Raw genomic sequence first — 13,039 nt, 5'->3', positions numbered from 1 at the left:
CCAGGGTGCCCAGGGTCCGCGCGGTTGACAAGGCTTCTTGTACATCTCCGGCACGCGGCCCGCCAGGCCTGCGGCTAGCGTGAGAGCCATGTCACCGGCGACCGAGGGCGAGCCCGCGGCGGGGGCCCCGGTACCCGACCGTGTGCCGCCCCGCCCCGAGGTCGGTGGTGAGCGCTTCGTCGCACGGACCGCTCCACCGCCCATGCCGCCCACCGTCTCGACCGGGCTGAGCCTGTGGGTCGGCAGCCTCGCCGTGGGGCTGCTCGCCGCCGGGTCGATCGTGCGCTCGCAGCCCGCGCTGCGCGACCGGTTCACGGACGACGTCCTCGCCGCCGACCCGACCGCCACCCTCGGCACCGCGCAGGACGCCGCGAGCGTCCTGGTGTGGGTGATCGTCGCCGGTCTGGCCCTGGTGTGGCTCGTGCACCTGGTGCTGGTCGTGCGCACGGCCGGTGGGCACGGTGCGGCGCGGTGGGCCCTGGTGCTGCTGGGCCTGCTCGGCGCCGCCGTCGTGCTGCTGCTGCAGGACATCCTGGCCGACCCGGACATCGACTGGTGGCGTGACCTCAACCGGATCGCCCTGACGGCCCAGGCGCTGCTGGCCCTGCTGGGGTCGATGCTGCTGGTCACCCGCCGGGCCGGCCGGTGGTTCAAGGAGCTGCGGCGCCGAGGCTGAGCGCCGGACCGCCCGCCGGCGCACCGGGCTGCGCCGCCAGCAGCGCACGCGCCGCCCGCGCCACGTCCGGCACCCGGTCCTCGTGCCCGACCAGCTCCAGCATCCGGGTCAGCGCGTCGACCGTCAGCGCCCGCTCGCGCCGCTCGACCGCCCCGTCGAGGCACCGGCGCAGCTCCTCCACCCCGCTGCGCCGCGTCAGCTCGTCGGCCAACGCCGGGGCGTCCATCGGGTTGCCCCGCAGCAGCGCCAGGCACGTGCGCACCCCGAACATGCCCAGGCGGTCCAGCAGACCTGCCCGCGCGCCCGCGCTCACCGGCACCGACAACGACGGGCGCCGGAACCGGTCCACCGACAGCAGCAGCTCCTCGACCACCTCACGGTCCAGTGCCGCCAGTGTGCACAGGTCGGCTGCCTCCTCGGGCCGCAACGTCTGCGCCGTCTCGGCCAGCAGCCCGGCCACCGGCAGCGCCGTCGCGCACAGCGCCGCCAGGTCCGGGTCCTCGCGGTGGTGACGGGCCAGCCGTTCCGCCGACACCAGGGCGTCGATGCGCCCCGCACCCACCTCGTCGGCCCGGGCCACCACCGCGATCGTGCTCGCCGCCGCGCCCGGACCCCGCAGACGCTGCAGGTCCTCCAGGTAGCGCACGTCCGAACGCCGCACCTGCCGCACCAGGTACACGACGACGTCGATCGCCGACGTCTCTGCGCCCGCGCTCACGAACTCCTGCGACCGGCGCGAGGCCGTCGCCGACAGCGAGTCCAGCCCTGGGGTGTCGACCAAGGTCAACGCGTGCAACGCCGGCGCCGGCCAGGCGACCTCCACCTGCTCGATCTGGTCCGCCGCCGCACCCCGCAGGTCGATCTCCAGTCCCGTGCGCCCCACCATGGCCGGGCTCTGCCACGCCGGACCGCGGCGGGGGTGGACCATCACGCGCGGCACCTGCCCGTACCGGTACCAGGTGACGGCCTGCGTGCACTCGGTCGCGTCCGAGGCCGCCACCCGGGCGCCGACCAGGGCGTTGAGCAGCGTCGACTTGCCCGACTTGATCCTGCCCGCCAGCCCCACCGTCAACGGGCGGTCGAGCGGCGTCAGCAGGTCCCGCAGCGCCGGGCCCCGCATGGCGTCGTCGGCGTACGCGTCGGCCGCGGCCCGCAGCAGCACCCGCACCCCGCGGGTGGCCGGGCGGGGCGGCCCGGCGGGACGCTCGGGCTCCCCGACACGCCGCCGCCGACCCAACGGGCGGCCCAGGGCGTCCTCGCCGCTCATGCGGGCACCGCCTCGAGCGTGGGCTGCGCGTACCGCTGCGCCTCCGCGCGCAGCGACTCGAGCTCGGCGACCTGCGCGCGCAACGCCCCCAGCGACCCCGCCCGGTCGCCCGCGTCGGTCCGCGCGGCCTCACGAGCCGACCGGATCGACTCGTCGAGCGAGCGCACCAGCTCGTCGGCCCGTGTCGTGAAGTGGTCGCGCAGCACGCGCTGCAACCGCCGCAACCGGTCCTTGGAGTCCTTGCCCACCTGGAACGCGACATCGTCCAGGTGCCGCTTCACCGCACCCTTCGCCTCCGCCTGACGCCGCCGGACCCGGTTCGCCTTGTCCTCGCGGTACGCCCGCCCGCCCAGGATCACACCGACACCCACCGAGATCGGGTTCACGATCGACATGCCCAGCGCCAGGGCCGTGACCATGCCGAACATCAGCACACCCCCGTACGAGCCCCGCATCGCGATCAGCGCCTTCTGCGTGCGGGAGACCTGCTCGAGCTCGACCCGTTCGAGCTGCGCCACCAGGTCCAGCGCCTCGCTCTCGTCACCGCCGAGCAGCTCGGGCAGCTCCACGTCGGACGCGTCGAACTGGGCGGCGACCTGCGCGGCCAACCACTGCGCCCGCTCGTGCGCCCACACGAAGTTCGCCGCCACCGTGGCCCGCACCCGCTGCGAGAGCCACTCGTCGAACTCGTCCCACACCGCACCCGGGTCGGCCGCCTCGATCGCCTCCTCGGCCTCGCGGCCGATGCGACGCAGACGGTCACGCAGGTCGTACTCGATGTCGGCACCCAGGTCGGTCACCCCGTCCGCGAGCAGCTGCTGCCAGCGGGCGCTGCGCCGCCGCAGGTCACCGGCGTTCTGCCGCCCCGTCTGCAGGCCTGCGATCAGGTGCTCCCCGCCCGCCGGGTCCTCGAGGGCCGCCAGCCGTGCCCGACCGGCCATCAGCAGGTGGTCGGTCACCGTCAGCACGTCGTGCGCGACCGACCGCCGCGCCAGCACCCCCGCGTTGTCGACGACCTCGTCACGCAGGTACCGCACCAGCTCGGGGAAACCCGACTCGTCGTGCAGCGCTCGGTCCTGGCGGCGCGCGGCCAGCAACCGCAGGGTCGAGGACACCGGGATCAACGGTGCGCGCACCCCCGCCTGCTGCAGGTGCCGACGATCGAGCTCGGCCACCGCCCGCCAGTGCGGGTACAGGTCCGTCTTGGTCAGCACGCACGCCACGTTCGGGCACACCGCCAACGCCTGCTGCAGGAACTCGACCTCCGGCGCCGAGTACTCCTGGCCGGCATCCGAGATCAGCAGCACCGCGTCCGCCGACGGCAGCGCCGACATGGTCGCGGCACCGTCCGCCGCACCGATACCACCCACACCGGGGGTGTCCACCAGCACCAGACCGCCGGCCAGCACGTGCCGTGGCAGGCCCACCTCGGAGCAGTCCACCACCGACCCGTCCGGGGCTCGGCGCTCCGTGACGTACCGGGCGTGCGCGTCGATCGGCACCGACGTGCGGCGCAGGTGCGCGCCCTCCGCGTCAGGGGAGCCGTCGGCGGCGCGCGGCAGACCGATCAGCACGGCCGTGGGCGCCGCGGACCAGCCCACCACGGTGGTCACCGACGTCGCCACGTCGTCGTCCACCGGGCACACCGGTGCGCTGACCAGCGCGTTGATCAGCTGGCTCTTGCCCTGCTTGAGCTCGCCGACCACCAGCACCCGCACGTGCGGGTCCTGCAGGCGGCGGCGCGCCTGACGCAGCCGCCCCAGCAGGTCCGACCGGTCGGCACCACCGGCCAGGGCCTCGGCGCGGTCGAGCAGGTCCATCATCGGCAGCACGGCAGCTCCCTCGGTGCAGCTCCGACTCTCAGGGTCACCCCGCACGACGCGGAGCGCGAGTGCGACCGGTCCGGGGCTGCACCCCCGGACCGGTCGGGTCCTGCGCGCTCAGACGTCGAAGTCCATGCCGTCGTCGTCCGAGGCGTCCGCGTACGAGCTGTCGTCGTCGATGAAGTCGTCGTCGGAGCTGTCCACCGAGTTGTCGGTCTGCGAGTGGTCGTCGACCGAGTTGTCGATCTCGGTCTCCGTCTCGGTCTCGGTCGAGGAGTCGTTGCCCGAGTCGTCGATCCCGTCGTCGTCGGAGTTGTCCGAGTTGTCGGTGGTCGAGTTGTCGGAGTTGTCCGTCGTGGAGTTGTCCGAGTTGTCGGTGGTCGAGTTGTCGGAGTTGTCGGTGGTCGAGTTGTCGGAGTTGTCGGTGGTCGAGTTGTCCGAGTTGTCCGTCGTCGAGTTGTCGGAGTTGTCAGAGTTGTCGTTGAACGAGTCGGTCGCGTTGTGCGAGCTGTCGTTGTACGAGTCGGTCGTGGAGTTGTCGGAGTTGTCGGAGTTGTCGTTGAACGAGTCGGTCGCGTTGTGCGAGCTGTCGTTGTACGAGTCGGTCGTGTTGCCCTGGTTGGAGTTGTTGGTGTTGCCGACCGTGTTGTCCTCGCCGACCACGTTGCTGTCGCCCACGACCGCCGTACCGGACAGGTCCCGCCCTGCGGCGACGCCGCCGCCGGACGCCGTCACGGTGTCCAGGTCGAACATCTGGTCGACGTCGCCGTCCGCCCAGATGTTCTGGTTCACCGACGAGTCGACGATGGTGTCGCGGTCGTCGATCGCCGTCGTGTTGTAGGTGTACGTCTGGAACACCTGCTGCAGCTGCGGGATGACGGCGCTGACGCCCAGGCTGCCGCCGCTGGCCAGCGACGCGGCCTCCACGCCGCCCCCGCCGGAGTCGGAGCCGCCGCCGGCCGTGCCGCCGCCACCCGCGGACGACTGCATCGCGGTGAGCGTGTTGCCGCCCGTGGAGTAGTCGCGGTCGAAGCTCGACGTCGCGTCGAAGCTCGACGTCGAGGCGTCCATGAGCACGGGCATGATGTCCTCGATGTCGACCGAGGTGATCTCACCGAGCCCGTGGTCCTCGAGCGTTCCCTGCGGGTCCCTCGCAAAGGCCTCGGCGGTCTCGGGGTCCCGGAGCAGGTTGAGGATGAAGTCGAGCAGGGTGCTGGAGACGCTGGACATGATGCTCCCTTCGTCGGGTGCCGATCAGGTCGGCCGTGCTCGACGCTACGGAGACCGACCCCGGTGCCCATCGGGGGTGCCCCCCCTTCCGCCGAGGGGGCGTTGGGGGGTCCGGCAGTGCCGCCGTGGTGGCGTGGCGGCCTGGATGGCCGCGGCGGTCGACCCGGTCTGAGGTGGCCGCGCAGCCGGTGCGGCGGGTGTCGGGTGCACCGGCGTCCGGTGTGACCTGCGGGGATCGTCACGGCCCCGCAGGCGCCCCGACGGGGCCGCTCCGTGAAACCGGACAGAAGGTGCGAGTCGCCCAACGCCGGGGGATCATGCCAAGGGTGTGGGGGCGCGGTGCTGCAGCCCTGCACGGTCCGAACCGGTCCTGCGCGGGGGGAGATCGCCGCGGGTGCCGGAGCCGACGCCCGTGGTTGCGGGCCGGCGCAGATCGCGACCCGGGGTGGTCGCTCACATCAGCAGGGCGCCGTCGGTGCGTCGCAGGGCGACGCCGCGGGGACGTGCGCCGTGGGGGACGAGAGCGCGGTGGGGGACGGCAGCATGGACATCGAGGTGCTCGACGACGACGTGGTGCGCCGGGTCGTCGGCGCGGTGCGGGCGCCCCGTCGGCGGCCGGTCGAGCGGCGCCCCACCGAACGCCACCCGCCTGCCGTCCAGGCGGGCGCGCTGCGGCTCGTCGGGGCGGAGCCGCTCGATCGCGGACAGGTCGCGGCCCGCGCACGCCACCGCCTGGGCCGCCCGCTCGACGACCCGTCCGTCGATGCGCTCGTCGCGGCCACCGGCGGTGTGCCGGGGCTCGTCGAAGCGGTCCTCGACGGCGCCGACGGCATCGGCCCGCAGCCCTGGGACCGCGCCGCGGTGCTGGCCGCCTGGGACCCGGTGCGGCGGCTGGTCGGCGCCGACGCGGGCGACCTGCCGCAGCTGCGTGACCTGGTGCTGGCGATGAGCCTGGGGTCGCCGCCCGACCCGGCAGTGCTGGCCGCCGTCACGGGACGCGACCCGACCGACGTCGTCGAGGCGCTGCAGCGCGTGCGTGCCAGCGGGCTGCTGGCCGCCGACGGCACGATCGTGCCCGCCGTGCGGGATGCCGTGCACGCCCTCACCGCACCCCACCGCGCCTCCGCGGTCCTGGGTCAGGTGATCGGAGCGCTCGAGGACCTCGGCATGCCCCCGGTGGAGATCGCCGAGAGGACCGCGCACGTCGCCGCGCACCACCCCGGCCTGGCCGCGCAGCGCACCCGGGCTGCCCGCGCGCTGGTCGAGGACGACCCGGGTCGCGCCGCCGGGCTGTTCGCCGACGCGGTCGCCGCCGGTGCCGACGGTGAGGCGCTCGGCATGGACCGGGCGCGCTGCGCCGCCCTGGCCGGTGACCTGCCGAGCGCGTTGCGCCTGGCCGACGAGGTGCTCGCGCACGCCACCGGCACGCACGCGGCCGACGCGGCGCAGGTGCTCGGGGCGGTCCTGGTGCACGAAGGGCTGCTCGCCCATGCGGCCGCGGTGTACCGGCCGCCGGCGGACGCCGGGGACGTTGCCGCCGCGCAGCTGTGGTCGTTCGCCGCGATGGCCATCGGGCAGGCCGAGGGTCGTCGGGCCGTGTGGTCCGTGGGCGCGCACTCGCCGGGGCTGCTCGACGGGTCGCGCGAGGCCATGGTGCGCGGGGTACAGCAGTCGCTCGAGGGCGCCGGGACGGGCGCCCTGTCGACGTTGCTGGGGGCTGCGGCGGTGCTGCGCACCCGCGGCCGGGCGGCACTCCTGCCCGACACCCCGGCCGCCGTCGCGGCACTGGTCGCCCTGCACGGCGGGGCGAGCGGGCATGCGGTGACGGTGCTGCGGGAAGCGGTGGCGTGCGGGCTCGGCGGGCCGGTCGCGCAGCCGCGGCACCGGCTGCTGCTCGCGTGGACCGCCATGATCGACGGTCGCCTGGACGAGGCGGCCGACGAGGTGACGCTGGCCGTGCGCGCGGCCGACGGGCGGTTCGGTGCCCGCGACGAGCTGTTCGCCCGCGCCCTCGACCTGGGTGTCGCCCGACGCTCCAACGACCTGGCCGGGCTGGTCGAGGCGTGGCCTGCGGCGCTCGACGCCCTGGTGCAGCGACCGGTCGACCTGTTCGGCCTGCTGCCTCTCGGGGAGGTGGCGGTCGCGGCGGCACGCCTCGGGGAGGGGCCTCGGGTCGCCCCGCACCTGGCGCAGGCGTCCGCGCTGCTGGAGTCGCTCGGGCAGCCGCTGCTGTGGTCGGTGCCGTACCACTGGTACGGCGTCCAGGCCACGTTGCCGGCCGAGCGCCCCGACCTGCTCGAGCAGCATGTGCGCCTGCTGACGGCCGCCGCCCGGCACAGCGACTACGCCGAGGTGCTGGCCGAGGCTGCGCGGGTGTGGGTGCAGGTCATGGGGGGTCGCGTGGACCCTGCGGTGGTCGAGCGGGCGGCCCGCCGGCTGGTGGGGGTCGGCCTCTCCTGGGATGCCGGGCGGCTGGTGGGGCACGCGGCGGCCCGCACCCCGGACCGCCGTTCCATGGTCGGGCTGCTCCAGCTGGCCCGGGCGTTGCGGCCGGCCCGTGAGGAGCCGCGGGCGCAGCACGTCGCGGGGCCGGTCGCGCCGCACGGCCCGGCCACGCAGCTGAGCGGGCGCGAGCTCGAGGTCGCACGGCTGGTCGTCGACGGGCAGACGTACCGGCAGATCGCCGAACGGCTGTACATCTCGCCGAAGACCGTCGAACACCACGTGGCGCGCATGCGGCAGCGCCTCGACCTGCACACCCGCGCCGAGCTGCTGGCGCACCTGCGCGGTCTGCTCGCGCAGGTGCCCGCCGGCTGACGGAGGACGACGCCATGACCCCGCAGAGCACACCCACGGACGACGTCTTCGGACCGGCCCTGGCCCGCGCCACGGTGCACGCGCAGCGGTGGCTGGCGGGAACCGCCGAGCGTCGGGTGCCGCCGCGTTCGTCGCCCGCGCAGGCGATCGCCGCCGTCGAGGCACGCCTGCCCGAGGGGCCGACCCCCGCCGACGTGGTCGTCGACGAGCTCGCGGCGCTGGCCGAGCCGGGCCTGATGTCGTTCGGGTCGGGGCGGTTCTTCGGCTGGGTCGTCGGCGGCACCCAGCCGGCGCCGCTCGCCGCCGACTGGATGGTCAGCGCGTGGGACCAGAACGTGGGCATGCGTGCCATGTCGCCCGGCCCGGCCGCCCTGGAGGACGTGGCCGGTCGCTGGCTGCTCGACCTGCTGGGCCTGCCGTCCGGCGCGGACGTCGGGTTCGTCACCGGGGCCACCTCCGCGAACCTCACGTGCCTGGCCGCGGCACGCGACCAGGCGCTGCGGACGGCCGGCTGGGACGTCGAGCAGCACGGGCTGGCGGGTGGGCCGCGCGTGCGCGTGCTGGTCGGCGCCGAACGGCACGTCAGTGTCGACCTGGCACTGCGCTACCTGGGCCTGGGTGCTCCGCAGGCCGTGGTCGCCGACGAGCAGGGACGGATCGACCCGGCGGCGCTCGCGGAGACGTTGGCCCAGGGCGAGGGCCCGACGGTGGTGTGCCTGCAGGCCGGGAACATCCACTCGGGGGCGTGCGACCCGATGGCGCAGGCCGTGGCCGCAGCGCACGCGCGAGGTGCGTGGGTGCACGTGGACGGGGCGTTCGGCCTCTGGGCCGCGGCGTCCCCGACGCTCGCCCCGATGACCGAGGGCCTCGCGGGCGCCGACTCGTGGGCGACCGATGCGCACAAGACTCTCAACGTGCCCTACGACTGCGGCATCGCGGTGGTGGCCGACCCTGAGCCGTTGCGGCGGGCGATGGGCGTGCATGCGGCGTACCTGGCGGACTTCCACGAGGCGGCAGACCCCGTGGAGAAGACCCCGGAGATGTCCCGCCGGGCCCGCGGCCTGCCGGTGTGGGCCGCGCTGCGGGCGCTGGGTCGCAGCGGGGTGGCGGACCTGGTCGACGGCCTGGCGCGGCACGCGAGGGCGATCGCGGACGGCCTGGGCCGGATCGAGGGCGCGCAGGTGCTCAACGACGTGGTGTTCACGCAGGTGTGCGTCGCGTTCGAGGACGACGCCAGGACCCGCCGGGTGATCGAGCGTGTGCTGGCCGACGGCGAGACGTGGATGTCCGGGTCCCGCTGGCGCGACCGTGACGTGCTGCGCGTGTCGGTGAGCAACGCGGCCACCACGGACGAGGACGTCGAGCGCGCCGTGGCGGCCGTGCGTCGCGCGGCCCGGTGAGCGCGGGTCAGGCGAAGCCGAAGACCGGCGGCAGGACGACGACCACGCACGCGGCCCACAGGCCGTAGACCGGCAGGTAGCGGGTCTGCCACCGTTCGAGGGCGGCGAAGCCGCACCGGCGCCGCAGGAACTGCAGGGTGAGCCAGCCGGCCCGCACCAGGTGCACGAGCAGCAGCAGGTTGAGCCCCAGCGCGGCCGCCTTGTTGGGGCTCGAGCCGAACTCGGCGATCCGGGTGACCATCGCGGTGAGCAGGAGCGCGTCGACGGCGAGCGCGGCCACGACGAGCACGAGCTGCAGCGCGTCGAACACCCCGGGTGGTGCCAGCGGGTCGCGCGCGGAGATCGAGTAGAGCAGCAGGCTGAGCACCAGCACGAGGATCGCGTCCATCGCGATGAGCAGGTCCCGGTCGACCTCGACGAACCCCCCGGCCGCGCCGAGCGCGACGAGCACGGCCAGCAGCATGACGATGGTCAGCGGGGTGAACACGCGGGTCAGCACGGGGGCGATGTTCTCGACGACGTCCTTCTTCGCCTCGACGAGCCAGGCGGCGACCAGCAGGGCTCCTGGTGCGGCGAAGGGCAGCACCCAGCCCGCCATGGCCGTCTCGACGTCGATGCCGACGAGCTGCAGCACGGCCGCGGTGAGCCCGACGAGCACGCCTCCGCCGAGAGCGATGAGCGCGTAGTAGATCGCGAGCTCGCCGGTGAACCTGACGAAGTCCATGCGGCGTGCGTCGGAGCGCCAGCGTCCGGCGGCGTAGGCGATGCCGATCAGGACCCACAGCACCACGGGTGCGTGCAGTGCGGCGAGCACCTCGGTGGAGCCGTCTGGCTCGAACGGGTACACGTTGAGCAGCACTGCGAGGACCGCGTACGGCACGGCCAGGGCGACGAGCGTGCGGCCGGTGAGGCGTCGCTTCCAGGCGAAGTACGCGGCGAGGAACGGGGCGAGGAGCAACCCGAGGTTGCGGGCCAGGGTGCCCGCGTCGTCGATCCAGGTCAGTCCGGCCTTGACCGCCAGGCCGGCCCCGACGGCGAGCCCGAGGACGACGGCGAGCTCGCGGTGGGCGGGTGTGCCGTCGGCGCCCGGCTCCTGCGGCACGAGCACGAGCTGCTTCCACAGGCGTTCGCTGTGCTCGAGGGCGAACTCGCGGGAGATGGTGTCGAGGGCGCCGAGCCGTGAGATGCCGATGAGGAACGCCTCGTCCTCGGCCAGGCCCGTGGCGCACAGGTCGGCGACCTGTCCGCGCAGGTGATCCTCGAGCTCGTCGACATCGGCGGGGGCGATGGCCTGGCGCCGCTGCACGTAGCCGCGCCACTGGTCGATGCGGGCTTCCAGCTCGGCGGTCATCACGCCCACCCCTCGGCGGTCCGCGGGGGGAGCTGGGCCTGCTGCCAGACCTGCCGCAGGGCGTCGGCGACCACGCTCCACTGCTCCTGCCGGTCGGTGAGGACCTCGCGGCCGGCGGGGGTGATCGCGTAGTGCTTGCGTCGGCGCCCGGCCTCGGACGTGCCCCAGCTCGCCGAGACGTAGCCGAGCCGTTCGAGCCGGTGCAGCAGGGGGTAGAGCATCCCGTCGGTCCACTGCATGCGGCCGCCGGACAGCTCGCTCACGCGTCGCAGGATCGCGTACCCGTACAGGTCGCCGTCGGCCAGGATCCCCAGCACGAGCGGGGTGGCCGAGGCGGCGACCAGGTCCTTGTCGATGTGCACCGCATCTCCTCTACCTAGATCTACAAGGTATCTAACCCTCGTGGTTCTAGGTATGGCAAGCGGTCGGTCAGACTGGCGTGCCGACCAGGTCCTCGACCGCCTGCCGGTCCAGCTCGCGACCCGTCCAGGCCGACAGCTGGGCGATCGCCTTCGGCACCGCCTCCGCGTCCTGCGACGGGGGAGTCGCCAGGGCCTTCGCCCACACCCGCCGGGCCGCCCACACCAGCTCACGCGTCCGCAGCGCCTCCTGCACGCGGGCCATCTGCGCCTCGCTCGCCTGCAGCTCGAACACCGTGCGCAGCGCCTCCGGGATCTCGCGCCGGTAGTCGTGCCCGCCCTCGTCGAACACACCGGGGGTCGGCGCCAGCGCGTTCTGCAGGTCGACGAACGTGGTGACGAACGAGACCGCGGGCAGCCAGCGCGTGTGCCGGGGTGCACCCGGGGGCCGTGAGTCCGTCGGCCCCAACCAGTCCGGGCGACGCCACAGCAGCGGCGCAGCGAACTTCGGCACCGGGTCGTCACCGTTCTGCAGCAGCAGGAACCGCACCCGCGCCCGCGCGTCCGGCGGCAGCGAACGCCAGTCACGGATCCCGCGCGGCAGGAAGAACCCGCCCGGACCCACGTCCGGGGCCTGCGCGACCGACCGGTCGCCCCACAGCTCCGCCCGGAAGTCCGTCGAGGCCGGCGTGCCGATCCACACCGCCGCATCGAGCCCGATACCGCTCGGCCCGCTCGTGCCCTGACCGCGGAACATCTCCTGGCTGACCTGGGAACCCAGGCTCTCGCCGAACAGGAAGAACCGGGGCCGGGCCGAGGCCGGACGCGCCAGCAGCCGCTCGACGAGCCCGTTGACGACGATCCGGGTCTGCTCGGTCGCATACCCGACCTTGGTCAACGACAACGCCGAGGGCAGCACCGAGTACTGGATGCTCGCCGACGCGCAGTCGCCCCGCGTGAGGTGCTCGAGCGTCTCGGTGGCCACGTAGTTGACGTACCCCGAGCCCGTCGGCGAGAACAGTGCGAACACCGAACGGTCGAGCGCCCCCGTGCGGTCGATCTCCGCCAGCAGCAGCTCGGCGCGCTCCTGCGGGGTGCGGGCCGCCGCGAGCGAGCCGTACACCCGGATCGGCTGCACGGCGGGCTCGCCCATCACCCGGGTGATCGCCTCGGGGCTCAGGGCCATCGACAGCCAGCGGCGCGACTCGCGGGTCTGGTCGGCCCAGGTGGACAGCGAACCCGGACCGCCGGTCACCTCGGGGGTGTCGGGTGGTGTGGCGTGCGCCTCCTCGAGCTCGGTGCCCGCCCGGTTGAGCACCGTGGTCGCCACGGAGACCAGACCCCACCCGACCCCGTACAGCGCACCGGTCGACACCAGACGACCCAGCGCCCGGTGGTCGTCCGGCATGCCGCCGAGCGTGAGCGCGGCGGCCCGTGCGGCCGTGCCGCTGATCAGGGACTCACCGCGGGCCGCGCCCATCAGCAGACCGGTCAGCACCACACCCGAGGCGAGCGCGCGGGGCAGCTCGACCTCACGCACCACGTTCTCGCGCGGGGTGTCGTCGCCCGGCTCGAGCGAGCCGCGCGTGGCCGTGCCGGGTCGTGTCATCGCGTAGCCCACCCCGACCGCGCCGAGCGCCGTCAGCAGAGACGCGGTCCGCGCGCCGGGACGCCCGCGCCGCAACTCCAGGGCGTCGGCCACGGTGCCCGCCGTAGCGGCGGCGCACAGGCCGACACCGGCGAGTCGCACGAGCGCGCGCCTCGGCGACTCGTGCTCGCGGGACGGCACGAGCCGGGTCACCGCCAGGCCCGTCAGCGCGGCCACGGTGTCGACCGCCGCACCGGCGGCGACCCGCCCCGCCGCGGACCGCCCGGTCAGCGGGAACCGGTCGGCCGTGGACCGCAGGAACGAGTGCGCGGTGACGCCCCAGCCGTACGCGGTCGCGGCCGCGACCCCGCTGATCACGGCCTGGTCGCGGGTGCCCCGGGACAGCAGGTTCGGCTGGTACGACAACCCGGTGGAGTAGGCGCCCAGCAGGAGCCCGGCACGGGCCGAGACGTCCAGGCCCCCGGAGTAGATCTGCTGCCGTCGGGCCTCGCTCATCCGAAGGATCGA

Annotated in this window: 9 protein-coding genes; 3 read left to right on the top strand and 6 right to left on the bottom strand. The window is 74.4% G+C overall.

Going from position 1 to position 13,039, the window contains the following annotated elements:
* Positions 1-88: 88 nt before the first annotated feature.
* The gene (locus ACTHAM_RS08815) at positions 89-676 is read left to right on the top strand and encodes a hypothetical protein (RefSeq protein WP_440686463.1); all 588 of its coding nucleotides are present in this window, start codon (positions 89-91) and stop codon (positions 674-676) included.
* Here the strand turns inward: ACTHAM_RS08815 and ACTHAM_RS08810 are convergent.
* The 3 genes from ACTHAM_RS08810 to ACTHAM_RS08800 form a co-directional block, all read right to left on the bottom strand.
* Positions 651-1,943 (bottom strand): dynamin family protein, encoded by a 1,293-nt coding sequence (locus ACTHAM_RS08810; protein WP_440686461.1) that lies wholly within the window; start codon positions 1,941-1,943, stop codon positions 651-653. The two genes, ACTHAM_RS08815 and ACTHAM_RS08810, sit on opposite strands and share 26 nt — an antisense overlap.
* Entirely contained in the window at positions 1,940-3,766 is a 1,827-nt protein-coding gene (locus ACTHAM_RS08805; RefSeq protein ID WP_440686505.1) for a dynamin family protein, read from the bottom strand. Before ACTHAM_RS08805 ends, ACTHAM_RS08810 begins: the two co-directional genes overlap by 4 nt.
* A gap of 117 nt (positions 3,767-3,883) precedes the next feature.
* Positions 3,884-4,996, bottom strand: a complete 1,113-nt coding sequence (locus ACTHAM_RS08800) for an IniB N-terminal domain-containing protein (protein WP_440686459.1) — start codon at positions 4,994-4,996, stop codon at positions 3,884-3,886.
* Positions 4,997-5,506: 510 nt separating this feature from the next.
* Here ACTHAM_RS08800 and ACTHAM_RS08795 point away from each other — a divergent pair.
* Entirely contained in the window at positions 5,507-7,813 is a 2,307-nt protein-coding gene (locus ACTHAM_RS08795) for a LuxR C-terminal-related transcriptional regulator (RefSeq protein ID WP_440686457.1), read from the top strand.
* Positions 7,814-7,827: 14 nt separating this feature from the next.
* Positions 7,828-9,213, top strand: a complete 1,386-nt coding sequence (locus tag ACTHAM_RS08790) for a pyridoxal phosphate-dependent decarboxylase family protein (RefSeq protein WP_440686455.1) — start codon at positions 7,828-7,830, stop codon at positions 9,211-9,213.
* Between the two features lie 7 nt (positions 9,214-9,220).
* Here ACTHAM_RS08790 and ACTHAM_RS08785 read toward each other — a convergent pair whose 3' ends face one another.
* The 3 genes from ACTHAM_RS08785 to ACTHAM_RS08775 all read right to left on the bottom strand — a co-directional run bounded on the left by ACTHAM_RS08785 (position 9,221) and on the right by ACTHAM_RS08775 (position 13,027).
* Positions 9,221-10,564, bottom strand: coding sequence for a permease prefix domain 1-containing protein (locus ACTHAM_RS08785; protein ID WP_440686453.1), 1,344 nt, complete (start codon positions 10,562-10,564; stop codon positions 9,221-9,223).
* A complete protein-coding gene (locus ACTHAM_RS08780; RefSeq protein ID WP_440686452.1) occupies positions 10,564-10,926 on the bottom strand; it encodes a PadR family transcriptional regulator in 363 nt (120 codons plus the stop codon). Before ACTHAM_RS08780 ends, ACTHAM_RS08785 begins: the two co-directional genes overlap by 1 nt.
* 67 nt (positions 10,927-10,993) lie before the next feature.
* Entirely contained in the window at positions 10,994-13,027 is a 2,034-nt protein-coding gene (locus ACTHAM_RS08775) for an alpha/beta-hydrolase family protein (RefSeq protein WP_440686450.1), read from the bottom strand.
* Positions 13,028-13,039 lie beyond the last annotated feature (12 nt).

It is taken from the genome of Cellulomonas soli (genome assembly GCF_052036975.1).
GTDB classification, from domain to species: Bacteria; Actinomycetota; Actinomycetes; order Actinomycetales; family Cellulomonadaceae; genus Cellulomonas; species Cellulomonas soli_A.
Note: the sequence above shows the minus strand (reverse complement) of the source record. Positions and strands in the feature narration are given on the sequence as shown.

Excerpts from the sequence above, each read along its gene's own strand:
- ACTHAM_RS08815 (WP_440686463.1), top strand. The coding sequence starts at position 89 with ATGTCACCGGCGACCGAGGGCGAGCCCGCGGCGGGGGCCCCGGTACCC.
- ACTHAM_RS08810 (WP_440686461.1), bottom strand. The coding sequence starts at position 1,943 with ATGAGCGGCGAGGACGCCCTGGGCCGCCCGTTGGGTCGGCGGCGGCGT.
- ACTHAM_RS08805 (WP_440686505.1), bottom strand. The coding sequence starts at position 3,766 with ATGATGGACCTGCTCGACCGCGCCGAGGCCCTGGCCGGTGGTGCCGAC.
- ACTHAM_RS08800 (WP_440686459.1), bottom strand. The coding sequence starts at position 4,996 with ATGTCCAGCGTCTCCAGCACCCTGCTCGACTTCATCCTCAACCTGCTC.
- ACTHAM_RS08790 (WP_440686455.1), top strand. The coding sequence starts at position 7,828 with ATGACCCCGCAGAGCACACCCACGGACGACGTCTTCGGACCGGCCCTG.
- ACTHAM_RS08785 (WP_440686453.1), bottom strand. The coding sequence starts at position 10,564 with ATGACCGCCGAGCTGGAAGCCCGCATCGACCAGTGGCGCGGCTACGTG.
- ACTHAM_RS08775 (WP_440686450.1), bottom strand. The coding sequence starts at position 13,027 with ATGAGCGAGGCCCGACGGCAGCAGATCTACTCCGGGGGCCTGGACGTC.